Source organism: Pseudomonas sp. LBUM1651, assembly GCF_059716135.1.
This window is the reverse complement of sequence record NZ_CP166805.1, coordinates 6,196,849-6,223,702: the sequence shown is the minus strand read 5'-3', so window position 1 is coordinate 6,223,702 and position 26,854 is coordinate 6,196,849. Positions and strand designations below refer to the sequence as shown.

Annotated in this window: 15 protein-coding genes and 2 pseudogenes; 13 read left to right on the top strand and 4 right to left on the bottom strand. The window is 53.5% G+C overall.

What is annotated here, in order from left to right; genetic code table 11:
- The 4 genes and pseudogenes from glmS to ACA066_RS29120 all read left to right on the top strand — a co-directional run bounded on the left by glmS (nt 1) and on the right by ACA066_RS29120 (nt 3,575).
- Entirely contained in the window at nt 1-1,833 is a 1,833-nt protein-coding gene (gene glmS, locus ACA066_RS29135) for a glutamine--fructose-6-phosphate transaminase (isomerizing) (RefSeq protein ID WP_497697612.1), read from the top strand.
- Nucleotides 1,834-1,992: 159 nt separating this feature from the next.
- A complete protein-coding gene (locus ACA066_RS29130) occupies nt 1,993-3,132 on the top strand; it encodes a TniQ family protein (protein ID WP_497697611.1) in 1,140 nt (379 codons plus the stop codon).
- An 86-nt stretch (nt 3,133-3,218) separates the two neighbouring features.
- Nucleotides 3,219-3,341 (top strand): annotated as a pseudogene (locus ACA066_RS29125) (antitoxin Xre-like helix-turn-helix domain-containing protein); the annotation flags it as partial.
- A 9-nt stretch (nt 3,342-3,350) separates the two neighbouring features.
- On the top strand, nt 3,351-3,575 hold the full coding sequence (locus ACA066_RS29120; RefSeq protein ID WP_497697610.1) for a hypothetical protein: 225 nt from the start codon (nt 3,351-3,353) through the stop codon (nt 3,573-3,575).
- A gap of 82 nt (nt 3,576-3,657) precedes the next feature.
- On the opposite strand, the gene ACA066_RS29115 is transcribed toward ACA066_RS29120, so the two are convergent.
- Nucleotides 3,658-5,283, bottom strand: a complete 1,626-nt coding sequence (locus ACA066_RS29115; RefSeq protein ID WP_497697609.1) for a TnsD family Tn7-like transposition protein — start codon at nt 5,281-5,283, stop codon at nt 3,658-3,660.
- 604 nt (nt 5,284-5,887) lie between these two features.
- Here ACA066_RS29115 and ACA066_RS29110 point away from each other — a divergent pair.
- Genes ACA066_RS29110 through ACA066_RS29100 form a run of 3 tightly spaced genes read left to right on the top strand, consistent with a single transcriptional unit; the run spans nt 5,888 to nt 10,196 of the window.
- Complete coding sequence (locus ACA066_RS29110) at nt 5,888-6,850, top strand: PDDEXK family nuclease (RefSeq protein ID WP_497697608.1); 963 nt, start codon at nt 5,888-5,890, stop codon at nt 6,848-6,850.
- Nucleotides 6,847-8,856: a TnsB C-terminal domain-containing protein gene (locus tag ACA066_RS29105; RefSeq protein ID WP_497697607.1), complete on the top strand. Its 2,010-nt coding sequence runs from the start codon at nt 6,847-6,849 to the stop codon at nt 8,854-8,856. The genes ACA066_RS29110 and ACA066_RS29105 overlap by 4 nt, the downstream gene beginning before the upstream one ends.
- Entirely contained in the window at nt 8,853-10,196 is a 1,344-nt protein-coding gene (locus ACA066_RS29100; protein ID WP_497697606.1) for an AAA family ATPase, read from the top strand. The genes ACA066_RS29105 and ACA066_RS29100 overlap by 4 nt, the downstream gene beginning before the upstream one ends.
- 62 nt (nt 10,197-10,258) lie before the next feature.
- On the opposite strand, the gene ACA066_RS29095 is transcribed toward ACA066_RS29100, so the two are convergent.
- Both ACA066_RS29095 and ACA066_RS29090 read right to left on the bottom strand, forming a co-directional pair.
- Entirely contained in the window at nt 10,259-10,654 is a 396-nt protein-coding gene (locus tag ACA066_RS29095; RefSeq protein ID WP_497697605.1) for a DUF6957 family protein, read from the bottom strand.
- A gap of 409 nt (nt 10,655-11,063) precedes the next feature.
- On the bottom strand, nt 11,064-12,242 hold the full coding sequence (locus tag ACA066_RS29090; protein WP_497697604.1) for a PDDEXK-like family protein: 1,179 nt from the start codon (nt 12,240-12,242) through the stop codon (nt 11,064-11,066).
- A gap of 208 nt (nt 12,243-12,450) precedes the next feature.
- Between ACA066_RS29090 and ACA066_RS29085 the strand changes: the two genes are divergently transcribed.
- From ACA066_RS29085 to ACA066_RS29075, 3 genes are all read left to right on the top strand, one after another.
- Entirely contained in the window at nt 12,451-16,830 is a 4,380-nt protein-coding gene (locus tag ACA066_RS29085; protein WP_497697603.1) for an ATP-binding protein, read from the top strand.
- Between the two features lie 71 nt (nt 16,831-16,901).
- Nucleotides 16,902-18,254, top strand: a complete 1,353-nt coding sequence (locus tag ACA066_RS29080; RefSeq protein WP_497697602.1) for a hypothetical protein — start codon at nt 16,902-16,904, stop codon at nt 18,252-18,254.
- 836 nt (nt 18,255-19,090) lie between these two features.
- A complete protein-coding gene (locus ACA066_RS29075) occupies nt 19,091-19,900 on the top strand; it encodes a hypothetical protein (protein ID WP_497697601.1) in 810 nt (269 codons plus the stop codon).
- A gap of 873 nt (nt 19,901-20,773) precedes the next feature.
- Here the strand turns inward: ACA066_RS29075 and ACA066_RS29070 are convergent.
- Entirely contained in the window at nt 20,774-21,448 is a 675-nt protein-coding gene (locus ACA066_RS29070) for a hypothetical protein (RefSeq protein WP_497697600.1), read from the bottom strand.
- Nucleotides 21,449-21,900: 452 nt separating this feature from the next.
- Between ACA066_RS29070 and ACA066_RS29065 the strand changes: the two genes are divergently transcribed.
- From ACA066_RS29065 to ACA066_RS29055, 3 genes and pseudogenes are all read left to right on the top strand, one after another.
- A complete protein-coding gene (locus ACA066_RS29065) occupies nt 21,901-23,811 on the top strand; it encodes an ATP-dependent nuclease (RefSeq protein WP_497697599.1) in 1,911 nt (636 codons plus the stop codon).
- Nucleotides 23,808-25,526, top strand: a complete 1,719-nt coding sequence (locus ACA066_RS29060; protein ID WP_497697598.1) for a UvrD-helicase domain-containing protein — start codon at nt 23,808-23,810, stop codon at nt 25,524-25,526. The genes ACA066_RS29065 and ACA066_RS29060 overlap by 4 nt, the downstream gene beginning before the upstream one ends.
- 512 nt (nt 25,527-26,038) lie before the next feature.
- A pseudogene (locus ACA066_RS29055) lies at nt 26,039-26,835 on the top strand (IS3 family transposase); the annotation flags it as partial.
- Nucleotides 26,836-26,854: the final 19 nt, after the last annotated feature.

Below are 26,854 nucleotides of genomic sequence, written 5' to 3'. Positions count from 1 at the left end.
ATGTGTGGAATTGTCGGCGCAGTCGCAGAACGTAACATCACCGCCATCCTGCTCGAAGGCCTCAAACGCCTGGAATACCGTGGCTATGACAGCGCCGGTGTGGCGGTCTTCACCAATGACGCAAAGCTCGAGCGCATGCGTCGCCCAGGCAAAGTCAGTGAGCTGGAACTGGCACTCGAAGCCGAGCCGCTGATCGGTCGCCTCGGTATCGCCCACACTCGCTGGGCCACACACGGTGCGCCGTGCGAGCGTAATGCGCACCCGCATTTCTCCGGTGACCTGGCGGTGGTGCACAACGGCATCATCGAAAACCACGAAGCCCTGCGCGAACAACTCAAGGCGCTGGGTTACGTGTTCACCTCGGACACCGACACCGAAGTCATCGCCCACCTGCTGAACCACAAACTCAAGGATCTGAAGGATCTGACCGTGGCGCTCAAGGCCACCGTTAAAGAGCTGCACGGTGCTTACGGTCTGGCCGTGATCAGCGGCGATCAACCGGATCGCCTGGTCGCTGCCCGCAGTGGCAGCCCGTTGGTGATCGGTCTGGGTCTGGGGGAAAACTTCCTCGCCTCCGACCAGTTGGCCCTGCGTCAGGTCACTGACCGCTTCATGTACCTGGAAGAAGGCGATATCGCCGAAATTCGTCGCGACAGCGTGCAGATCTGGGACGTCAGTGGCAAAGAAGTCGTACGTGAAACGGTGCAGTACCGCGACGGCGCCGAAGCGGCTGACAAGGGCGAATTCCGCCACTTCATGCTCAAGGAAATCCACGAACAACCGGCTGTTGTACAGCGCACCCTCGAAGGTCGCCTGAGCCCGAACGGCGTGCTGGTGCAGGCGTTCGGTCCACAGGCCGCCGAGCTGTTCGCCAAAGTGCGTAACGTGCAGATCGTCGCTTGCGGCACCAGCTATCACGCTGGCATGGTTGCCCGTTACTGGCTCGAAGAGCTGGCCGGTATTCCTTGTCAGGTCGAAGTCGCCAGCGAATTCCGCTACCGCAAAGTGGTGGTGCAGCCCGACACCCTGTTCGTGACCATTTCCCAGTCCGGCGAAACCGCCGACACGCTGGCTGCGCTGCGCAACGCCAAGGAGCTGGGCTTCCTCGCCAGCCTGGCCATCTGCAACGTCGGCATCAGCTCGTTGGTGCGTGAATCCGACCTGACACTGCTGACGCATGCCGGTCGCGAAATCGGCGTGGCATCGACCAAAGCGTTTACCACTCAGCTGGTCGGCCTGCTGTTGTTGACCCTGTCCCTGGGTCAGGTTCGCGGCACATTGGCCAAAGGTGTCGAAGCCACTCTGGTCGAAGAACTGCGTCGCCTGCCAACGCGTCTTGGCGAAGCTCTGGCGATGAACAGCACCGTGGAAAAAATCGCCGAGCTGTTCGCCGAGAAGCATCACACGCTGTTCCTCGGTCGTGGCGCGCAGTTCCCGGTAGCGATGGAAGGTGCCTTGAAACTCAAGGAAATCTCCTACATCCACGCCGAAGCCTATCCCGCCGGCGAGCTGAAACACGGCCCGTTGGCGCTTGTGGATAACGACATGCCTGTGGTGACCGTGGCGCCGAACAACGAACTGCTGGAGAAGTTGAAGTCCAACCTCCAGGAAGTCCGCGCCCGTGGCGGCCAACTGATCGTCTTCGCCGACGAGCAGGCCGGCATGACCAACGGCGAAGGCACCCATGTTGTGCACATGCCGCACATCCACGACATTCTGTCGCCGATCCTCTACACCATCCCGCTGCAGTTGCTCTCGTACTACGTCGCAGTGTTGAAAGGCACGGACGTTGACCAGCCGCGTAACCTGGCGAAGTCGGTGACGGTGGAATAAGTTATCCACAGCTGAAACAAGGGTGATCTTGAAGATTAAAAACTGTCGCTAAAGATTAAAGACTGTCGCAGAGGGAGGGAGCCGCGCCTGGCTTCCTCTCTCGAGACGGTCTTCCTTCCTCACCGTTGCCTCTCACGCAACTTGCTTCGGCGCTCCTCAATGCCATTGCAAATACAGCCCGATGAATCGCTCGCGTCATACGTGCGGCGTAACCTTCTTCTCAGCTGGCACATCAACGTTCCCCCCACCTTCCAGCAGCTTGCTACTCGTCACGTGCTGAAAACCATTGATGTGAAAAGGCTCGCGGAGGCCATGGGTTGGCCAGGATGCTACGGCTTCAATCGGTTAGTTCACAGCCACACCATGATGGCGTCGACTCACGTCTTCAAAGGACATTGGGACCACGCCTACTCAGGAAAGCAGTACATTTCTGAAGGTGAACGCTTCAGCGTGTGGGATGCCTCGTTCTGTCCAGAATGTGTCCGTGAGGACCTGAAGGTTCGCGGCTTCTCCTACTGGCGGCGGTACGTCGCCCCCTATGCGACCGTATGCTTCAAGCACAACGCAGTCCTCCATCATCAGTGCCCATTCTGTGATAAGCCTTTCAACCGCCTGGGGCATGACCTCGATGTCATGTGGAGGAAGTGCCGCGGCCGGCACCTCGCTGACGCACCTACGGTACCCAATGAAGATCCCACGGCATTTCGTCGCGCAAAGATCTACCACCAGCTTTGCACCTCAACCCGTCACATTTCCAATGTGCATGCGGCCGACGCAGCTTGGGAAAAATCCGCTGCACTCATCCCAGATTTGCAAGGTGCAGCAGCTGCAAAAATGGAGTCCCTGCACGACGAGTTGGGGATGTTACGCAACGCGCTGGAGGTCATGCGGACCGGTGGCAGGGACCAAATTATGGCCAACGTGAATGCTCGGATTTGCGATGCGGTGGTGGGGGTGTATGAGAGCTGTGATGACTTTACAGCGGACCTCAGATCGTTGGCGCAGAGCGGTCGGGCTGCCGACTCACTGTGGTGCACCTACCAATCAGGCGGCAGCGAGTCAGCCCATTTTGTCGATGAAAACTATGAGCACGGCGTGGGATATTGGTCCTGTCCAAATCCCAGTCCGCACTCGGGCGAGCACACTAGCGCTGACGGTTACTACTGCCGGCGCCCAAAAATCTACCCGTGCTGCAACCTCCCGCACCCTACAGGTAGGCTGAATGACCTGAAGCCGATCACAGTCGCACCACTCCCCGGAATTCCGATGGTGGGGTCGACGGGCATGAGCTGCCTCTGACAGCTCAGAGAGCCAGAGATAGACTTAACCACAAACCTTAATTGGAGAGTGTGATGAGCGTGCAGTAGCTAACCCAAGAGCAGGCTACGGTAGGACTCAAGACTGTTCTTCGGATAATCCGCGGCTGGCAGGCGTCGCCTGGGCACGCCTGTAAGATCCTGCGAATTTCTCGTTCTACCCTCCGCCGCGCCGAAGAGGAAACACGCACCGCCCTCAGTTTGGACGTCGACCAGCAGCGAATCGGGCTTATCCTGCGCATCCACGCCACGCTGCGGACGGTTTTTGCCAACCAGGCGAATGTTACGAACTTTCCAGGGATTCCAAACGGCAACGCGTTCTTCGACGGTCGTTCGCCTTTGGACGTCATGGTACAAGGAGACCTGATTTCGCTCTATGAGACCTACAAGCGTATCGATCAACTCAAACACCTTGGCGAAAGGTGAGTGCTAGCCAACGCTGGAGCCGGCTCCAGAGGCATCTCGCTGTTCGTGATTAGTGGGTGAGTACAGGATGATTTCTTGCAATTCATCTCCGGCCGCTCTTGAGTCTACCTATAAGCTGGCGCACTAGTGTTTTCGTCCGCGGGTAGTGCTTATCCTGTTCGAGACATTTTGAAAGGTCAGGAAAGCGAAAATATAAAGCTTCCCTGCTAACACCAGCACTCTTGCTCGATTTAGAGTTTGTAGCAGTCTGAATGGATTCGAATAATTCAGCGTCCCGTTTCAACCAATCTATGTTCGAATGATTTCCTCGCCGGTCGCTGGGAAGTTGCTCTATCTGTGAGTTTAGCCATAGCTGGTCATTGCGATAGAGCCAGATATATACGTGAGGAATATACGAGCGCACTCGTTTAACACCAAAGTCAGGATAAGATTCCATCGCCGATAGCCATGCCTGTCTGTAAGCATTCGTATTAGACGATTTCCTCTGAGCCATCCACAGCTCTCGAATATGCGGTTCGGAACGCAGTAACTTATTTATTGTTGATATCGTAACTTTGAAGGATGTGCAGACTGCCTGTTTATCTTCGCCATTCGACAATCTTTCTAGAATTGATAAGCGCACGGGTTCTTTGAGGGTTTTGGGTCGACGGATAATGGTCTTTCCGCTGGTGGAATGGTGACTTTGAATATGACCAGTTGGCTGTTCGACATCAGGTTTATTCTGGAGATTGTTGCTAAGCAACTCCGCTATCGACAATCGATTATAGGCTTCAACGAAGAGATCCAATGAGCCAAATAGCCACTCGATCAAGATCAAGTGCTTCAGAGGATGGCAATACCCACGCGGTTGGCGGGTAAGCTGCCCGAGCAGCGCCGCTGCACCACCCGTGGTTCCCGGCAGAGTGGTCAAAGTCGTGTGGGCCTGCAGCAACGCCGTGTAGCGTGCAAACGAAGCCGCAGTGCCCTCGACCGATGGTCTATCTGCGCTGAGCTCGGCCAAGGCGGTTCGGTAGGTTTTGCAAACGACGTCTGGATTAAAGCACGTCCTGTTTCCAAATTTCGCCAGCTGAAGAATTGCTAGTGTTAGCGAATCGAGCTTTCGCAGTACATCGGCCGGTCGATCATGTTGTACTGGCGACAATATATCGTCATTGGGCAAACACCACTGGAAACGACCAGACCATTGACGGTTTTTAGAACATTCTCTCAAAGGCAGGTGATGCTTGGGACAAAGCACAACGCCTGGGTATTGGTGCATCAAATGCCAGTAGGCGACCCCGCTGGCTGCGCGATCTGAAATCATGCACTCACTGCACGCCTTCAATGGATGCTCAGCACCAAAGCGACCAGTTAGCAAACCAAGCCGATATTTGAGCGACCCTAGTGAAGGACTTTTTAGAGTAGCTATAGCTTGTGCTACATGCTGCGGGGACTGGAATGGAAAGAAGAACGGCAGAATTGTATGCTCAAGGATAATAGAAGTTGAGTCGCCCCATGAGGCCTTGGCTTTATCATTCAATGCTTCGAGATTAAAAGGGAAATCATGATTAGTACCCGCTTTCGAAGATCCGAATAACCAGGTGAGCGTCGACGCCGAATTCATGTTCCCAAGGTAGCGATGCTGACGACTGCAGATGCTGAAGAAGGTCTCATCCTCCAGCCAGCGCAGAGCAAAATCCGACAATGAACCATCGCTAGGAGCACGCATCGTCGTAATCCGGCAGAGATTTTCAATCCAATTCTAGTGGTATTGGGCTGATTACTAATTTTAAAAATGAATTAAAAAGATATTTATAGAGATTTTAATGCCAAACCTATTGGCGGCTTAGCGGATCGGAGTGGCTCAGAGAGGTCGGTCTGACCGCTGCCTTGGATCTCTAAAATCAGCTACGCGAACGCAATTTTTCCATTGTCATCAGCTAATTAGCAGCTGTAACATCATGGGTTAACCGAAGCGGAATGAACTAAGAGCAACTTGTTCTGATTAATAGAACAATACCCGAATTGACCAGGAGAGACTAGTGACAGAATTCTAGCCAGCGTAGAAATCTAGAAGTCAGATAGACAAAAGCCCAAGTGCAACCTTGGGCCCCTGTGGATAAGTCAGATTAACGGGCTGACCATTCCATTGTCTATCCCCTGCATGTGGGACGTCAAGTCCCGCACGACTTCGATCATCCACAAGAAACCGAGCGTTATCCACAGCGCCGGAGATAGGGGCCTGCCCGTCAGGCAAGGGCTTGCTAGGTGCCTAGCTTTTTATCCCCAGCCAGGCACCCGGCAGAAGTAGCCAAGAAAATTGGAATGCTTGAATGAACCAGCAGCAGAAATTCGACCTCATCATGAGCCGTCAGGGACGGTTTCAGTGGGGTGACATTTACATCCCTTCAACTCTGGCGGTCCCGCGGGAAGCGCCCAAAGGGTCTCGTGCTACCCGGCTCAATAGCCGAAAGCTAAGCCGTACCCTTCACGCCCTGTCCACACCCGAGAGAGTTTTCACTCAGCTCGCTCTGTACCACCCTGATCTACTCGATATCCACGAACAGAAGATGTTGTGGCCATACGGTGCAGCTCATCCGCTCAAGGGGCACCCACTGACCAAGGGAACGTTCCCTCCGCCAATCCGTGGGACTACGGAAATCGCTGAAGAGATAGGTCACAAGCATCACGAAGTCACCGTCAGCATGCCTGGCGGGGGCCGCCAAAGAATCCCGTTCCCCTACCAAGGCGATTTGCTGCTGTACCTGCTGGGGCCGGATGGTATGCCTTATGCGGTGAATTGGAGCATCAAGGACCGCAAGGCGGCATTTTTTGAGCGTCGCCTGTTCAGCGCCAAAACCCCTGCCCAGCAGCGAAATGACCAGGAACACGCGCAGCGAAGGGCTGAACTCGAGAGGGCTTATTACGCCAGCGCCGGGATCAGAACGCTGCAGCTCTCACTGGACCAAATCAGTACGACGGTTCACGCCAATCTGGACATGCTGTTTCCTATGCATGGCCTGCACCTCTCCCATCAAGCAGATTTGCTGGAGGACTTCAGCGCTGATGTACAGATCGCTGTTCGCAGTGGCAACCCAGTGGCGTACACGGCTTTGGAATACGGTCGACGCTGGGGCTCGCCGGGTCAGTTTATTGCTCGGATCTACCAGGACATCTGGGAGCGCCGACTGGTCGTCAACTTCTTAAAGCCGATTCTCATCGACCATCCCTTGGAGACCGATGGCGGCGATTTGCTGGTGGCTTGCGGCACTCTCTTCGAGGAGCATGACTCGTGATCACCGGAGCACAATTAATTGCACCTGAGGGCTATCTCAGCCTCTCAAAGGGCACCACGTACTACTTCCTGGTGAATGACGCTGTTCATAACCGAGCAAGGTTGGTTGAATTTGATTATCAGGGTCGACAGATCACAACTTCCCTGGTTACGCTGACTACCTTTGAATTTGAAGAGGGTCTTGAGGTAGGCCTGATCGAGGAGACGCGGTCCATAGATATGTACCCGCCCTGGCTGGAACCCATCCAAGGTATAGATGTATCCAACCTTGAGAACCGCCGTAGGTCCGATAAAGAAACCTATGACCAAAAGGTTAATCGCCGGTTTCTTGCTATCGCTGAGCTGGTTTCACGTATCCCAGAGATTCTAGCTAGTGATAACCCTGACGCAATAATCAATGCATATGCCAAAGCGCAATCATCCAAACAGAACGCAGCCCGTTTGCGTTTGTGGTTCTACACATACATTACGTTTGGCCGGAACAAATGGGCGCTGATGCCACGGCTTCACCGCATAGGAGGTTGGAATAGGGACGCGCCCGGTCACAAACGAAAACTGGGACGTCCATCTCGGAAAGGTAAGTTTTCAGGTTATCGATGTGATCCGGAGATGCGCGCGAAGATTGTATCTGGTTATGTCAAATACAGATCTGCCTTCAAGACGAAGGAAACGCTATACCGCAAAATACTCACGGAAGAATTTGGCTGTATTGCTACAAAAAAAGGCGACTCGTTCGAGTTTCGCCACCCCCAAGGAGATCCCTTTCCATCACTTTCACAGGTGCGGGATTGGATCAAGAAACTATTCACCGAAAGAACCCGGTCAATAGGGACTAGAGGTAAGCAAAAGACCCGAGCGCTGTTAGCTGATGTTGGGAGCTTTGCCGAAAGATTGCTGAATGTAAATCAGAGTGTTGAGTTCGACGGTTACAACATCTCTGAAAAGCTTACAGGCCTCACTGAGGGCAGTGCGGTTGAAAGCTTCTGTGTGGTACGCGCGGTGTGCGCGTTATCAGGAGCAATCGTCGGTATCGGGTTCTCCGAAGGCAAAGAGAACTTAGCCGCATATCGGATGTGCCTTTTCTCTATGGCACTGAACAAGGTCAAATTCTGTGAGTTGTTTGGCGTCGAAATCACTCACGATCAGTGGCCATGCGAGGGACTCTCTGGCGGGATTGTGTTTGACCGCGGACCTGGAGCCGCCCTGGAAGTCGAATCTGAAATCCATTGGCTAGGAACTTTTGAGACTACTCCAACTTTTTCCGGTCAGTCCAAGGCTTCAATCGAATCTTCACATCCCCGTGATAAGAAAACCCTCGATCAGCCAACATGCGTCAAGAGCGGCCTAAATTTCGTAGAGATGTCTAGGCGGGAAATATTTCAGGTCTTGGATGATAACCTGACCTCTGACGCACGCGGGCGAATGGAGGAAAGGATGTATGCAGCAGGGGTCGTGCCTTCGCCGCTTGGGATCTGGAATTACTGGAGTGGTCGAGGCAGAGACTCATCTATAGGCATGCAGTTTGAAACAGCTGTAAGGAATTTCCTATTGGTGCTTCCTGGAGCAATTCGTCAGGACGCAGTTTATCTATATAGTAGAAAGTATAGATCAGCTGGCCTGACCGCTACCGGCGTGTTTGATCGCGTGTCTAAAGCTGGAGTTATACCGACACAAGTTTATGTACTTACCATGTGCATGCGTCATATCTGGGTCGAGTTGGCAGGCGTGCTTTATGAGCTTGACATGGTACGTACCCAGCGAACTGTTGATGGTGATATCGACATTTCTCTTCGGGATCTGGAAGAAATAAATAGACTTCGGCTCGAAAGCTTAGCGTTGCACTTGGATGCGCGACCAGCTGCTAAGCAATTTATCCGTGATATGCATAAACAGCAAACAGATAAAGACTGGGATCAGGAAGAAAGGAAGGTCGGAAGGCCACCCAAAAACGAAGCCTTCAAGCGCGATACAGCAGACTATGACAGATTACGAGGAAAGGGCAAATGAACGACGTCATTGCAAGTCGCTTCGGCAATAGTTTGGACCCCCAGAAAATCCGAAAACTTGTAACGGTCAGACCCGAACCTATTTTCTCGTTATCAAATGTGCAGCCTGCCATAGGTGCTGAAATACTAGGCGATACGTTGAAACGCATTTATCTGCCAAATCAGTTTTCGCTACAGTTCATTGATGAAATGATCGGTCGGGCACACCTGTACTTCTGCGGTCTCTTTAAGAGCGAGGTAGAGAATCGAGCCAAGGTCTATACCCCTCTAGAAGTTTATGTTACGCCTATATGTCTTACCGGCTTAGCTGGAGTTGGTAAAAGTTGTACATTGGAAGCACTGCGCAAAGTAATGCCTCCACCTGCTGAGTTTTATTCCGATCATTTTTCAGGCCAGGTCACGTTGGTTTCGCATTGGTATGCAAGTGCGAGGGAGAAAATCAGCGGTAAGAGTTTGCTCTCGGAATTTATTTTTGCTGATGCGAAATCCCTAAGTGGATATCAGAAAAAGTTTCTAGAGGAGGCCCGCAGGCGGGCCAACAGAGACGGAGTGTCACTGGTTTTGCTGGATGAAACGCAATTTATTAACACTGGTTTAGGAGTGGCGAAGATCACCGATATTCTTCTGACCTTGGCGTCCATCGGCCCGCCTGCGGTCTACGTATGCAACTACAGCCTGGTCCACAAACTCTTTGGTCGCAATAGCGAGGATAAGCAGCGATTACTGTCTCAGCCCCGCGTCATGCTTCCGGATCTGCCAGGGAGCAAAGATTGGACTGATTATGTCGATGAGTGCGTGAGGGTCAGTGACGGGGCCATCCGACCTGGTTCAGGGGATTTTGCGGCTGAGCTCTATCGCTGCACCTTCGGTATCAAACGACTTTCGGTTCAGCTGTTGAAGCAGGCCTATATCGAGAGTCGAAGCGACGGTCGGCACTGGGTTGAGCTTCGGGACCTTAGTCGGGCCTACCGCTCCGCTGCGTATACAAGCAATGCGAGCGAGGTGGAGGAATTGCAGATTCTGGCGCTGGGGAATCGGCAGTCTAAGCTGCGGCTTGATTTGAAATGCCCATTCGAGCTTCCGGCCGCCTACAAGACCAACGTCGTGGAGTTCGCCAAGGCCGAACGGGACCAGCGCGTGATCGCGAAGGTTTTCGACTCGTCATTGACTGAGGCTGAACGGTCAGCGAAGAAGCAGCTAGAAGACGGTACCGAGATCGTCGTGAAAAAGCCTTCTCGGCAGCCGGCGGCGAAGAAGCTCAGCAAGGACGAACAAGCCAAAGCCTTCTTCGATCGTCTCGACCTCGTAACTCAGCCGCACAAGCCCAAGAAGCCGAGCTGATTTTTTCGAGACGGAGCAAGCGATTACCAGGCGAGACGGAGAATCGCTCGAGATTTCGACCGCTATCTCAGGCTTGCCAGGTCTCTAATAGTGATCTTCTGTCGCATCCCATTTCCGAGCAGGACATACACCGTGTTTTTGGTGAGGAAAAAACCTGTCTCCTTGTAGCTCAATTGGAATGAGCTACGCACCCAATCGCCGGAATTGAAGCGTCCTCGGCTGTCTAGTAAAACGTTTAGCGCATAGACCATGACCGGTTCTAAGCCACGGGTACGAAGTGCTTCCAGCTCTTCAACGGTCGTTACCAGATCGAGTATCGTCCAGTCACGCACCAGACAAAACGAATGCTGTGCATACCTAGCCCGCACTAAGGCTTCAGCTTCGTCGGTTGGCAAATCACAACCCTTCACGGGTTCCCCGTGTCCGCCGACCAGTAGTGCAAGTCGTGCGAGATTCATTTGCGGTGACCTTTCTCAAGAAGTGAATAGCAGTCCCTTACTTTTTGCCGGTAATTGGGTGTCCGGTTTCAGCAGACCACTACAATTTTGCTGATCATGAGCATGCGGCCAAGTGCTGATAAAGGTCAGCATGTTGGCGCTGATACGATTTTGACCTAGCTGCTGACTTCGGCTGCCCCATACTTAGCTTATGAATTTTCGCGCAAGATCATCGTTTGCTGACCCTCCAGGAGGGTCAACGAATTCCGGCAACCTGGGCCAACATCGTATCAGCATGAACACTCAGGCAGTTTGGGTCAGCCCCCTCAGCGCCAACAACCAGCCTTCTCGTTGTTGGCGCCGACCGTCGAATGAATGGGAGCGCGCCCCGTCGTTGCCGGAGTACTCGGCACACTCCGTGGCGTGACATTTACACCTGGTCAGAGGGCGCCTTGGTCAGTTGCTTGATGGTTTCAAAAACCTGCTCAAGCAACTGGTCGGTGGCCAACAGGCGATCCATGTTGCGCCCTACGTTTTCCTCGTAGACGCTCGACAGCCATTTAAAGGCCCTCCAGTCCCGATAGATCAGGTGCCCAGGAATTGGATGGGCAAACTCCCTCAGTTGCTCAATGCACCCTAGCTTGCCGCTGCTGACAGGCACCAGTCCGTAGTGAAGAGCATCCGTTGCGACCTCGATCCTGAGCAATGCGCCTTCGACACCGATGTCATGGAACATTCCAACGTTCTTTGGCCTCAAGCCCTTGATCCTGAACCAAGCGCAGCAGATCTCCTCATTGAATTCCAAGCCTGGGAACCCGGCCGGCGGCTGTGCACGCGTGTAGGTCTGCGACAATGATCGGTTTACGGAGTCAAAGAAACGCTGCAGCGCGGCACCCTTTGCAAATGGGAGGGCCTCAGCAATAGCGTCTGCGGATTTGAAGTCGTTGCCGGCGGAAATCAACTGGATCAGCGCGCGCTTGGTGTTCTGGGTCATGGACGTTCCAGTGATTTTACGGACGATGTTCGAGTATTGAATCAACGCGTGCTGAAGCGCGGATGTATCGGCTGCTGCAGCGACACATTTCTCAAGCCAGTCCAGGATGTGCTCCCGGTACGACACACGCCGATAGGCAACTCCTCGACAACTACTCTCATCGGCGTCGGTGCCCAGCAGGGTGAGGTACAACAGATCCCACTGCTTGCCTGACGCCTGGCCGACATAAGCGTATCTCTTGAGTTGTTCATCCCCATCCTCGGCATCGACCTTGTTCTCGATGAGGATTATTCGGTTCGGTAAATGAATAACGATGTCGACGCGCCCCTGCACGGCAGCAAATGTCTCCTCCTTGCGCACGCGAGCCTCCGCTAGGCGAGGCTCGTGTTCAATCCCCATGTGGGACAGGAATAGCCCAAGGAAGAGCGGTCCCTTTCCATGCCGCCCTCGGGGATTCAATATCTCCGCAAGCATCGCTGAGTGGGTGTTGACCTCGACTCGCTCGATTTTCGTGATAGTGAATAGGTTGAAGGCTTCGCCCGATGCTGCCTGCTTTGCCTGGGACTCCTGCACCAACACTCCTGCTTTGCTCAATAGCAACTGTGTCTTTTCCATGAACGGCCACACTCTGAATGTCGCCGCATTCTACGGTGACTTTGCCGATACCCAAATGGCGCAGGTGCATACGCAAAAATCTGGTCAGGGCTATGTGTGATAGTTGAAAATGACAAACTCAGCTTAAGGTGGCGGTCGGCAGGAAGAGGGAAGAAGATCCTTTTTGACCGCATAGCCCCGATCCAATTAGCAAGGAAAGCGACTCGATATGAACCGGACTGTCAAACGCAGCGCTATTCCTGCTAGTGGTTATGTCTATCAGACTCTGGTGGGCATAAAGACTCTTTGCGATTGGCTGGACAACCCCTCTATCTATGAGTGGATAAAGTTCGAGGCTGACGACGAGCAGGATGCTAGCGGGCTTGATGATATTGTCATTCAGCGGACGGACGGTCAGATGGAGCTGATCCAAGTCAAGTTCACAGTCAGTGAGTTCGAGCCGGACTATGCCTTGTCATGGGAATGGCTGACGGCTCGGAAGGGGAAGCGTGGCACATCCCTTCTTGAAAAGTGGACGCGTGCCTTCTTCCGTGTAGGCCCGGGCCGCCTTGCCCGGGCTCAGTTGATCACGAACCGGAGGCCCGACGCTGAGTTCGTTGCTCAGCTTTCCGATGGAAAGGTGGGGTGGGATCTAATTGACGACTCTCTACGTCAACAATTGGCATTGCATGCTGGTGGGGCAAAAAATGCTCAGGAGTTCTTCGAGAGGTTCGAATTCACTCATAGCTATGTAGGCTATGAATCTCTATCCATGGAGCTTTCATCACTACTCGAAGCGAAGCACACCAATCATGAAGGGTGGTTGACCCTTTACCGTCGTGCAATTGAGTGGAGCATCTATAAGAACGCCCCCCCGGCTGACGGTCGAATTACGCTGGATGTTTTACGCAGCACGATCTCTGAAAGGCAACCTCGCCCCCTAGACCAAGAGTTTCGCGTTCCAGAAGGCTACTGTCCGCCTGATCCCGACTTTGCATCGGGATTCATTGAACAAGCCTTGAATGGCGACTGGGGCGCACGGGTATTGTGGGGGTCACCTGGCCAAGGGAAAAGCACCTTTCTTAGCTACGTCTGCGAGCAATTGCGATCCCAAGCTGTAGCTACCATCCGGCACCACTATTTTCTCGATCTGCAGGACACCTCGGATCGATTCAGTTTCAAAAGCGTTGCTCGATCGCTCATGGCTCAAATGGAGTCAGAATTCACTGAGGTGGTCGCCCCCCTTCAAAATCGCCCTGAGGACATAAGAAATTGGCTCAATAAGTGTGGAGCGGCATGTGTCGGTCAGGGGAAGCGCCTGGTACTGATTGTCGACGGGCTAGATCATGTTTGGCGAGAGAATGACGAGCGAATTTCACCTCTGAATGAGCTTTTTACCCAGCTTTTTCCTGCTCCTTGTGGGGTCACGATAGTACTGGGCACTCAGCGTGTGGGTGAAGAGCAGTTGCCATCAAGAATGCACCAGTTCGTTGAGCCTGAGCAGTGGGTGGAACTGCCAAGAATGCAATTACCCTCTGTCACTGCGTGGCTGCAAGCACATTACAGCGCTGCTGCATTCCAGCTGCCTGCGGAATCTCCATCTGAACAAAAACTGGGCTCATTGGCCGAAGCATTCCAGTCGCTGAGCGAAGGGCACCCATTGGTGCTCACGTATACGTTCATGAAGCTGATTCGCGATCATCGAGTGCTCTCTGCGACGCTGGTGCGCCAGAATGATCCTGCCCCATACGGAGATGTACGTGCTTATTACAAGTCGCTTTGGCAGCGACTCTCTTGGGATGCAAAGGACGCGCTGCATCTCATAGCGGAGGACAATTTCATCTGGCCTTCTGGAGCGCTCGAGCCGTGTCTCCGTCTTGATAAGGTCAATTTGGAAGCCGAAGTCGGTCACCTGCTGGCAACTGTGGATGCAGGGATCAGAGCATTTCACGGCAGCCTCTATGTGTTCATTTCTCAACAACCCGATCACCAAATCCGACTGGAGTCTTTGCTGCCGAAAGTGGAAGTCTGGCTAGACAACCAGGCTCCGCCCTATCTACGCTGGGGATGGTTATGGTTGTACGAGTCGAGACGGGGGGAGCAAACGGGCCTGTTAACCGGTACGACCAAGGCGTGGATGCTAGATGCACTTGTTCAAGCCTTCGATATCAATCAGATCATTCGGATCCTTGAAGCTGCCGAGGAGGTTGCTTTTGTGTTTGGTGACTACGAACTCGCGATTCGTAAGCGAGCTCTCAAGCACCGCCTCAGTAATGGTCTCGAATTTCAGATGGACGATGCGAGTCTGCTGTACAAGTCTGCATTACAGCTGACATCCGATCCCTACCCAGCTCTGCTTTTAGCCTCACGTGCTAACCAATCCAGCCTGCAATCGTTGGAGCAATTAGCTCAGCTTTATCTATCGCTTGGCCAAGTCGAGCGTGCGTGTGAAGTGCAGGAACGCATGCGGCACAAAATCAATGACCGGTTGCACGCTCGGACCATAAAACACCAAGAGTACGAGCGCGCGATTGAATGTTACCTGGAGGTCGTTGGTGGGACCGGTCGATACGATCCCGGTAAAGTGTTGAAGCTTTTCCTGGCGCATCGAAACGGAGAAAAGCTATTTGCAGCATTTCTGGAGAGCGCTAGCGGCTACGCTGACTTAGGCCCGATCATGGCGTTTGCGTCTCTTCCTATGCCTGCAAGACTTCGACGAGTGTTGGAAACCCAAGCAGTCCGAGTGGCTGGTTGGACGCAGGCGAGCCTTCACTCTTGGAACGGGTTCGAACGGTTCACCAAACATCCTTTGTCTGTTTGTTGGGCTCTTCTATACGACGGGTCTGCGAATAAAGCCTCTTCACGGTACGTCCCATTGCATGCCCTTGCTGTCAGCGAGGATGGAGATGAGACAGGTCTCGCAAGCCATCTACATTCGGTCTTTTTTGCAGTCGTTGCCGATAGCCTCCAATTGCAAGGGGCGCCTGTCCACGAAGCGGTGACTCTTAGCAAGAGTTCTGAGTGGCTTTCGCCTTTATTCCTAAGGCTTGTCGCGGCCGCCAACGCCTCAGCAAAGATTCTGGCAAGAGGAGATACACCACCAGTTCCGATCGCTTACCGGTTCGTTGCGGGGGATAGGCCGGTCAATCACGATCATGAGAGCTGGGCAGATTTTCGAGCATTTCGAAAAGCCTTGGCCTTGATTACAGCTGACCTATTTCTGCTTTGTAGGCTTCGAAGCGGTATGAAGTACATCTCCACAGCAGAATGGACTGAGTGTCAGCAATCGAAAATGTTCGCACTCGAGCATATTCGCGAAGCTTACTTGATGCGTCAGTGCCACCTGCTGAGCGAGGAAACGGCGGCCTTGCAGATACAGAGCCATGCACAGAAGATTAGAAGCACAGTCGGCCCCTTCAACGAAAAAGCTAACGAGCTCGCCGACCTTTGCAGTTGGGCGACAGCTTATGGTCTCCCTGATCTAGCCCGCGAACTGCTTGAGTGCAGCTATCAATACGTGACAGGCTTTGGGTGGCGTAAGGACCCTGGCCTATGTCAGTTATTGGACGTTATCGAAGCTGTTTCCTCTATTGAGCCCGTATTTGCAAGTCATGCGATAGAAAGGCTTGCTCCCATTTACAACCAGATCGATGCGATGACGGAAGACTCCGGAGCTAGTCCGTGTGACTTGGCGGGTCCGCTGTTGCAACTTCAACCATCCATCTATGTGCATTACTACCAGCATTGGGTTTCGCGCGGAGAGTGGTACTACGCCGATCAGACGTTCGCAGCGTTCGCTAAAAGTGCTGATGTAAATGCGCCGGGAGTGTCTGCCGCATTGGCATATGCCTCGGGCGAAAAAACAGTGACTGCTCTCCGAAACCGCACCCACCGTGAGAGCAACAATGATGTCTATGCGTTGGTGCGCTTGTGGGATATTCCAGAGCGTTCCGAGCGCGGTGACCCTATAAGGGCCAGCCACAAGGATGACGCTGTTGACAATTCCGTTCGCGAGCGTCCCTCAATGCCTGCGCCGGAGGACTTCCCTCCCTCAAAAATACTCGACTACATCAAGGCACTGGAATCCACGCGCGATTTCACAGCAACCTCCAAACTGATTATCGAATGGTTCTCGCTCTGGGAAAGCAACGGGAAAGGGGCAGAGCTCCTTAACGCACTCGAGAGAATGTTAGAAAGCTCTACCACACTTTTTCGCGGGACCGAGCTACTTGACCCGGCGTTCAACCTGTCTCGCAAGCTGTATGGTCCCAAAAAAGCATTCGTGTGGTTAGCACGTGCTCATCAGTATCGATATGGATGGAGCGAGTACTACTATGGGCATGAGGACTCGCAGCAACGCTTGGGTCTGGTCGGATCGCTATATCCGGAACGATGGGAAGAATTTCTGAAGCTTTCGACATTGCCGATACCGCACTACACCGAAAAAAAACGGACGATTCCTGATGCTGGGTTGGTGCGCCTGTTGCTGGCGGTAGCGCAGCCCGCACGCGCCCTATCAGTCTTGAACGCCATGATCGATTCTACCGTTGCCGAATTCGCCTGCCAGCCATTGCTACGGCCGACTTGGTGGCAAGAGGGTGAAAAATGACTCCACGGCAGGTAGCCGACATCAGCGTGGCTCGTTTGGCTCTTCCAGTCCCCGCGGGGAAATTAGTCGTAATGCATGCCCTGGCAGACGCGCTGACTGCTCCTAAAACAGCTGGCGTGTTTGAAGATGCCTTGGTGGACTGGATCAGCACTAGGCAACTGGAGTCAGAGTGCTTGGAAGCATTGTCGGTTTTCTTGATCGTGCAAGCGCGAGCAGAGTTGTTAAACCGCGTCCGTGGGGCTATAGGCCGTCCTTCGATTGCATCGGACTTCCTCCTATCGCTAGCTTCTGGGGTTCCGCCAATCGTTTCCGCTTGGACAGGATGTCACTCGGGGGAAGCGCCACATCACGTGAATGTACGCAGTTCTGAAGTGTTGTTAGCCGGTGGGACCTTTATACCACCCGTTTTTCAGCATGCGTTGGAACATCTGGAAGATATGTCCGGGATTCCCCTGAGTCGGCAATGGGCATTTGAGTTCGATGTTCTAAGTGGCCGTGTGAAGAATCTCGCCGATGGTCATCTGAGTTATTTTCTGGGGAGAGAACGCAGCAATGGAGGGCAATTCGTCGCCACCCAGGGGCACCTGGCGAGATCAGCATATTTACGAACGCTGGTCTGTGCCGTTGAGCAATGGGGAATGCCACAACCGCTCGCTGTCGAATATGCGTGTAAAGCCCTACCAGCGGATCCTCTTTTCTTGAAACTGTTGCCGGGTCGGGCACCACGATGGGCGCAAGATCTCCACCAGACCTTTGATGACGACTCAAAGCTGGCAGAGTTAGTTGTACGGGATTGCTTACGATTGATAGAGGCCGAGGGTCAGCAAAGAGTTTTGCATCTCTCTGCGGCAATTTCTGATACGGCACATCGTCACGTTGAGCTCACAGTGTTTGGAATTACCAGCTCGGCGGGCATCACGGACACACAGCTTGGGTTAGGCGTGCACAGATGGATGCTTGGGAGAGTTTCCCCTATGCGGGACGGGCTTCGTGCTTTTATCTGTCCGTCCTGGCAGGCGAAGGACGATCTCGATTTCACGCCTACGGTTCTGCCGCTTGTTGGGTCAAATGTGGGTTATTTGCAGAGTGATTATATCGGTTGCCTCCCGTACATCCCATTTTCAACACCATCAATGCCCCAAATAGAGCTAGTACCCGCAGCGGGCCGAATCCCTCTGATGTCCCAGGATGTACAGGTGGGGGAATTCAACTCTTGGTATTGGAATTGGCAGCCAAGCCATCCCAATGGTTGGGCCAGTCCTATCGCCTGTTGTTCCATGCTCACCGCCGAGGCTGCAAAGGCACTTGAGTCTGATCTGGATGCAAGCATTCACTATGTATGGGAGATAGTTACGTGGACGCGAGAAACAGATTACGGTGAATGGTCCCGCAGTAAGCAATCCGGGGGCTTTACCAAAGAATAGGACAGACAAGCTCGAAACAATCCGTTGCAAGATGCGATTAAGGCACGATGTCGTCAATGCAAATTGGCGACTGATCGCCAATCTCAGGTGCCAGCATCCTCGCCCAGAACAATGCGTATCCTTCTATTCATGGGCATGCTGCGCTGCTACTGCTCAGATTTCACAAGCTGGGATCCTGAGCGCGCTACACGAGCTTATAGCTGTGAAAAGGTGGAAGCTCGACCTCAGCCCCTGATTGTGGGTCAACCCAAACTGGCTCCATGAATCCAGCAAATCCCTGGAAGCGAAGTACGATGATGCGCCCATCCGGTAGCGTGAACTGATACTCGTGACCTTCTGTAAAGCTCGCCATTGTGACTCCTCAGGTTTAAAGGCAGGGACGTCGCGCCATTTTTTTAGCATCGATCCAAAGATGTGTGCCAACGCGTTTTGGGTAGATCCTCCATTCACGTGAAGCTAGGTTGTGAAGGATCTGAAATCTATATCGACCGGAACGAAGTTTATTTAGTTTTTTTGATACGTTTCTCGAGCGCGACGAACGACGTTGCTGGCCTCACCACCGTCTTTCAACAGATGCGGAGCTTGTAGGATCGAGTCAGCTGGTATCGCCAGCAAATGTAGGGGCTGTTACAAAATGCCACCTGTGCTGGAATGCTAAGGAGTGAAGAGCGCAGCGCGTCGCCGCCCTGATCACCAAACTTCAACTGAGGGCGTGTCGGCTGGCATCCGGTGGTGGATGCGTACCTATTAAGGTGAAAAAGAATTTCACATAGGTACCGCCGTCCCCTACGTCGAGAGGTAGCCTTGGCACACGTTATCCAAATAGGTATCACTAAGTGTCCCAAGCGCCCACGGAAGCAGTACAACATTGCGAGACCCTCCTGCGCACCATGATGGAGGATCTCCAGACCAAGTGCATCTGGCCGAACGTGCGTAGCATCATTGACGGCATGCTCACACGCCGTATTGAGCTAGCAGACGTCTACGAGGAGGTTTACAGCTCGTTGGCTCAGGCCCCGAGGGCCCTTTACATATTTTGGGATGTCTTCGTCCACGCTGCTGACGGTTGGAATCCTGAAAAGAACCGAGCAGCCCGCCAGGCGCGTGAAGAACTGGTAGGGCTCAACAGTCGAATCAGCGAGCTCGCTGATCAGCTGTCAGCATTGCTCTGTCGGCGCGATGACCTTCATAACCATTCGGGGTTTAGCTCGGATACCCACTACCACATTCTAGATATCGTGCACGAAGCTTCGGAACACAATGGTCTATACGAGAGCTACGTGAAGGATGATATAGATCGTCTCCAATACCAGTACGACCTTAAGTATTGGCCGGCATTGAGTGAAGTGGTTCAGGCCATCGGCACCGATGCTGAGAGAGCTGAGGTTATCGCCAACGATCCGGCTACTGCGGCTGCCACGGAAAGCCGGAAATCTGGGCGCTCGGACTTCGTGAAAGCATTCCTGGCTCGTATTGACGACAACAGAGTGAGGGAGTGCAGCTTCATACCCAACAGCTTTGCTCTTTCTGACAGCGGCTTGGCCTCATTGGTTAACTGCGGGTTGGACCTGAAGGTCGATGAGCTAGTCGACGCCGATTTCATCAAGCGATTCCGGCAGCGGCAGCGGCAGGCGAAGAGAGCCTGATTGCATTGGGCCAGCTAGACATGACACATGTCAGTTTGACTAAGTGAATGCTTGCATGCCTGCTCAGCTGGCCACGTTACTTCGAATGATCCCAGAACTTGTGGTTCATATTGTTCTCGATTTCTCGAATTGTCTTAATCAGTGTTTTGCATTCTCCTTTGTGATCTTTTTTCTACTTGCCAAGAATTGAATTTGTTTGATTTATTCCTTTCTCTCCTCAAAGCGCTTTCGATCCAGCTTGAGGCCTTCGATCATCAACATCCCTGCCCAGTTACCAAACGCTGATGCTTAGCTCAGTATGGTGCTAACTTCTTCAAGCACGAGCCAGATACTGATATCCAACCAGTGTTCGTTAATCTGTGAGAATTCAAAGGCCTTCTCCCTGCCGTAAAAAGATCAAGGGGTGCTAGACTCCTTGCGAGGTCTAGCACCCCTAACCTTGCACCACCACAGCCCTAACCAGTCAAGACTCGACCCTCAGCTGGTTCAGGGCTTTATTTTTGAGGGCGTCGAGGTGGGTGGATTGGCACTCGGCGCCCGCGACTCTTCTCCTCAGTAATTGCATTTTGTCCTCCTCTAGGTTGTATCGTTCAGCTAAGCGTTGCACCACCACAGCCCTGAGCAGTCAAGACTCGACCCCCAGCTGGTCCAGGGATTTATTTTTGAGGGCGCCGAGGTGGGTGGATTGGCACTCGGCGCCCGCAACTCTTCTTCTCAGTAACTGCATTTTCGGCCTCCTCTAGGTTGTATCAATCAGCTAAGCGTTGCACCACCACAGCCCTGACCAATCAAGACTCGACCCTCAGTTGGTTCAAGGCTTTACTTTTGAGGGCGCCGATGTGGGTGAATTAGCACTTAGCGCCCCGTATTCTCCTACGCATTAGCATTCGTCCTCCTGATCCGCTTGGGTTTGGTGGGTGGAGCTGGAGCCGGCTCGTCCAATACGGAGGGGCTCGATGCCTGCTTAGCAACTTCAGCCGCCACAGCCGCCTTCTCTGCTTCTTTGAGCGCGGCCCAATAGGCATGGAGCGCTTCTATGTCGCCATAGGCACCGATCTCCGGAAGTCGCTCGATGAAGCGGCTATACAGGCCATCCTGAACCTTGCTGTGGTTGCGCATCCACTCGACCGCAGCGTTAGGATTGGTGAGCATCACATAGTGAAATTCGCCGGATGCGCCTGGCTTGGTCATGATGAAGTTCAGCTCTCGGAGCTTCTTCATCCGGCGACGCCAGGTGTCCACGGCCCGCTCCCCGAGAAACCCGGCTTCAGCCGCAAACGTGCTGGGGTTCTCGATCGTTATGACCGGATGATCGGGCATACGCGCCCATAGACAAAACAGCACGTGCCCGGCAGGCTGCCCCTTCGAATCGGCGTCAATAATCTGCATGGCAATGGGCAGGGTTCGAGGAATCGTGCTAAAGCCGTCGTGGGTTTTTCGCGTCCATTTCAACGCATCGGGAATGTTGGGAAAGTGGACCAGCATCAGTTGCTGAGCACGTTCCGCCATCGTTAAGCGGCGTTTTGCTGACTGTTTTGCGTTGGCCATTGTGCAGCCCTTATCCGTTTTCTGTTGGGTCCAGTTTCCGGGCATCTGTTGACGATGGCAAACCGTCATTACACGCTCATATCGCGCATTTCTATGCACGTGAATGAACGATACAGGCCACTCAAATTCCTGATATGAGACTAGTTCTGATAGTCGAATTGCGCGATATCGCGCAGAAAGTATTTATAACCTGCTGAATCTAATGTTTTTATTTTTGTTTTTCGGTGCTCAGTTGTGCTGAATGTACTCGACGTACTCAGTGTGCTCGCCGTGCTGCTGGGTGTAGGGTGTGGGAAGAGGGACATGGCGAGGAGGGGGTAGCATCCATTTTTCGCACCTGAAGGCACGATCGCCTTCATCAATATCGGACCTTGGAAGTCAGAGAGAGGACGCCCTATTGCGCACTTCAGCTCATATAGGCTTTTATCCGCACAACACGGATGGAGACTTTCATGTACCTCGCTGAGCTGACTATTAAGAATTTCCGCAAGCTGCGTGACGCCAAGCTGAAATTTCAGCCTGGGTTGAATGTGCTGGTAGGTCCAAACAATGTTGGCAAAAGCGCTGTAGTGGATGCGCTTCGGACCCTTCTCGCCGGTCATGACGAACCGTATCCCCGCCTTGATATCGCCGACCGGCACCGTCCGCTTGAAGGCGAGCCGGCTGGCGACATTTCCTTCCATTTTGTCTTTCGTGATCTAAGCCACGATGATGAAGCGGACTTTATCGCTGCGCTCAAGCCTGCTGCTGATAAGACCATGGAAGCCCATATCCATGTCCGCTATACCGACGCAGATCAGACAGGACGCTTCAGGGTGAAGCGTTGGTGTGGCGATCATCAGGACGTGGCCCTTACCTCAGACATGATGGAAAACCTCAGGGGCGTTTATCTCCAACCCCTGCGGGATGCCGCTCAGGGACTTCGACCCAGCCGCAACAGCCAGCTGGCACACCTGCTTCACATGCTCACGGATGAACCTGGCCGTGACGCGATTAACCAAGCATTGAAGGAACTGGACGAAAAGCTCCAACAGACCGAAGCGATCCAGAACACCCATACCGCGATTTCGTCCCGACACGGCCTGATGATGGGCGATCAATTGGCACAGACACTCGCTGTTGGGCTTAGCGCGACGGACTTTCAGCGGTTATCTGCTCGGCTTTCCCTCACGGCTCAAGCAATGGAAATTGAGCAGAATGGCCTAGGTTTCAACAACCTGATTTTCATGGCGGTAGTGCTAAGCGAGCTGGCCAAGAATCCGGACGCCGCGTATCGCAGCTTGATTGTTGAAGAGCCGGAAGCCCATTTGCATCCTCAGCTGCAGCGCGTGTTGTTGCGCTACCTCGCAGGCGTGCCAACGAGCGAAGGTGAAAAGGCGGTGCAGCTGTTCGTCACCAGTCACTCCCCCAATTTTGCCAGCAACTCCAAGCTCGAATCCCTGGTGTGTTTGGTTGAGAACGATGCCGGCGTAGAGACCTTCTTCCCGCGCGACATCAAGTTCGGTAAGGGCAAACGCGAAAAGCTGGAGCGCTATCTGGACGTGACCCGAGCCGAACTCTTTTTTGCTCGCCGGGTAATATTCGTGGAAGGCGCCGCCGAGCTCATGCTCGTCGATGCTTTGGCCACGCTCATGGGGCTGGACCTGCGAGAGTTCGGGGTCAGCCTGATCAGTGTCGAAGGACTCAATTTCGATTCTTTCCTACCCTTGTTCGGTGAAAACGGACTTCGGATCCCGGTTGCCGTCGTAACCGACGCCGATCCTTTCGAGGAGGAAGAAGCCAACAGGCTTGCGGAAGGTGCGCTGGATGCAGGTGACATCGAAGACATTCTCGCCGAGGCTGCGTATCTCGAAGAAACGGATGCCCCTGTCGCCGACGGTCCTGAAGCGGATGATCCTAACGCTGACGATCCGTTGGCTGAGCCTGCGAAGAAAAAGAAGAAGCTCAAACGGAAAGAAGTCTACCCGTCGCTGGGAGACGAAGTGAGGCTGTCGAGCAACACAGTCAAGATGAAGGAATCGGAAGACGCTTTCGTCAAAGTGTTCCACGGTTTGAAAACGTTGGAATACGACCTCGCATTGCTTGAGGCGAACCGCGATCCGATGCTCAAGGCCTTGGCTGACCCTCATCCGATCATTTCGGCAGCGTTACGCAAGATCGTCGATGCTCAGCCAGACAACACCGCGAAGGCGAAGGCGCTTTTTTGCGGTATGTTCGAGCGTAAAGCGAGTAGCGGTAACCTGCAGAAGGGCCGGTTTGCCCAGGCCTTGGCTGAACAGATTTCCAGCACGCCAACGTGTAAAGTACCTGACTATCTTCGCAAGGCGATTGAGCATGTCTGTCAGGGAGCGATCAAGCCATGAAGCTCTCCGATGAGCAGAAGGAAATAATCAATGCGCCTCTTGGACCTATCGCTGTTACGGCCTGCGCCGGTAGCGGCAAGACGGCCACAGCGATCAGGCGGCTGATTGCCGTCCGGCAAAAAATGGAAAATAGTCGGGGTCGGGTTGTACTTTTGTCGTTCTCGAATGTTGCGGTCAATACCTTCAACAAAGGCTACGCCCAGCTCGCTTCAGACCTTCCAGATGATGCCAACCGCAAACGCGTGGAAGTGGACACGCTAGACGGCTTCTTCACCCAGCATGTGCTGCGTCCCCACGCTTACCGGACAATGTCCTCAGACCAAGCTGCGTACTTTGTATCCGGTACCGAGCCGTTCCTAGCAAACTTTAAATACTGGCCTGAGGAAGGACGTCCGACCCTCATCAAGGACGTCAAAGTGGGGCTGGAGCATGGGAACTTCTACTTCTTTACCGGTACCCTCGATGATTTGGTGAAGCTCGATAATGCTAAGGCATTAGATACGATCAAGCGTCTGGGCCGCATTGGGGCCTACACGCACGAGCTTGGCCGGTATTGGGTGTACCGTACGTTGATCGGGCAACCAGCAGTCTTGCGAGCGCTTGCCGCCCGCTACCCGCAGATTTTGGTCGATGAGTCCCAGGATCTGGGCACCTTGCATCAGGCTATTTTGGAATTGCTCATCAAGGCTGGAGTTCAAGTCTCGCTCATCGGTGACGTAAACCAGGGCATTTACGGCTTCGCAGGAGCTGACGGTTCATTCCTCGGCACCTATTACAACCGTGCGGGGGTGAATGACTACAAGCTCTCGCGCAATTATCGTTCACTGCCTCCAATCATCAGCATCGCTAATTCACTCTGTGGCCGCGAGGATGAGGCTGATCGGGAGCCTGAAAACGGGGGGGCGTACTTCGTCGGGTACAAGGACTCCGAGCTTCCTAAGCTTTTTGAATCGTTCAAAGCGCAAATTGATGACTTGGGCATGCAGTATCAAGATGCGGTGATCCTCAGCCGGGGGACTGACCGGGCGGCAGTGCTATCCGGCAAAGCTGCTCCCCCAGGTCAAGGTACGGTCGCTCTTTTCACCAAAGCAGCATTGGTCCGAGACCAGCAAGGCCGCTATCAAGACTGCTTCAAGCTTGTGTGCCGAGCGGTGGAGGGTTTGATGGATAAGCCACCGCATGGTCTCAGCACTCACCTTCAGGGTGCCCCGCAGGATGCATGGATGCTTGGGCTTAGACGACTGCTGTGGGGGTTCATCCGCGACGCTGAGGCCGGGCTACCTTCATCTACGCTTTTGGCTAAAACCGAGTGGCATCCCCAATTACTGACCAATCTCAAAAAGCTTCTCTCGACCACCGAAGGGCAATTTGGGTTGAAGGCTGCAGACAGGCTGGGCAACAAGCTGGCTAAAACCGGGTTGTTGGATCTTCCCCTAACTGGTGCGGTAGAGGAGAAAGATCGGGGGCCCGGGATTAGAGTGGAAACCATCCACCAGGTGAAGGGCGAGTCTATCGGTGCGGTTCTGTACGTAACCAAAAAGCCGAACGTTGACGCCTTGCTTGCCGGCACCCTTACCGAGGAAGGTCGCATCGGCTATGTCGCTGTGACCAGAGCGCGGAACCTGTTCTGGCTGGCCGTGCCACATACTTGCTTGAAAGCACTTCGCCCGAATCTGATTGCCGCTGGTTTTGAAGAGGTTCCTGCCCGCAAGTAGCCCAGGATCAAGCGGCATTGCTCAGATGGGCATCATTCGCTTAAGCGCTCCTGTAGCGCTATGGCTGGTAATTCGACGACGGCCATAATTCGCAGATGGGAAGGCTTGGAGGCGCGGCATCCTCAATGTCGAACACAGCAATGTCGCCAGAGGCCATCTCTCTGGCGAAATCCCACTGCGTCATCAGAGAGATACCAAGTCCCTGAAGGCAGGCTGTACGGACGCCGCCCGCACTGCAGTAGGCTAGGACAGGGCGATTTTCTGAGCGCTACTTAGCGTTGGCCAAGTAGCCGATAAACAGTGTCACGTTCCAAGAGTAACAATGAACGAAGGATGGCAATCTAGTGCCTGCAAATTATCTACGAGATGGACCGATATGAGTATTGTTGAAAATCAGGAAATTTATGCGTATGCGATGGAGGAAATTTCCAACATCACGGACGATGTAGTGTGAATTGCCCCTAGTTTGTAGACACCTCCAAGCCTTTAAATGAGGCCCATTAGGAGGTGACATAAGCAATCAGCGTTACCCCGAAGAATTCAAAATCCAGGCGGTCAACCAAGTGACCGAAAAGTAGCTTCCTGTTTCGGAGGTGGCTGCGCGATTGGGTGTGTCCGTGCACAGCCTCTGTGCCTGGATTTAGCGCTACACCAAGCCTCAGGAGCAGCGTGTCCAAGAGGACTATCAGAGTGCTGAGCTTCGCCGTCTACGTGCTGAACTAAAACGGGTGACGGAGGAGCGAGACATCTTAAAAAGGCCGCCGCGTACTTTGCCAAGGAGTGCGGCTGAAGTACGCCTTCATTAAGCAGCCGGCGGGTGACTACTCCATTCGACGGCTTTGCCTGACGCTGAAAGTTCATCCCAGCGGCTATTACGCGTGACGATCTGAACCAAAGTCTGCACGAGCCAAGGAGAATCAACGAATGTTCGGCTTGATCAAGCATTCCCGGCTGTAAAGCGGTGGTGTTTATGGCTATCGCAGGATCCATGATGATCTGCGCGAGGTTGGTGTGAATTGTGGCCGTCATCGGGTGGATAGGCTGACGCGCCTTGAAGGTTTGCGTTCTCAGACTGGGTATCGGCGGCGACCAGGAAAATCTGGTGGAAAACCAGCGGTTGTCTCACCAAACTTACTGAAACGCCAGTTCGATGTCAGAGAGCCCAACAATTACCTACATCCGAACATATGAAGGCTGGCTGTATTTGGCGGTGGTGCTCGATCTGTTTTCACGCCAGATCATTGGTGGGTCAATGAAGTCGCAGATGATCAGCGACGTAACCACTGAGCTGATGGCGGTTTGGAGACGTGTCCGAAGCAAACCGGGAT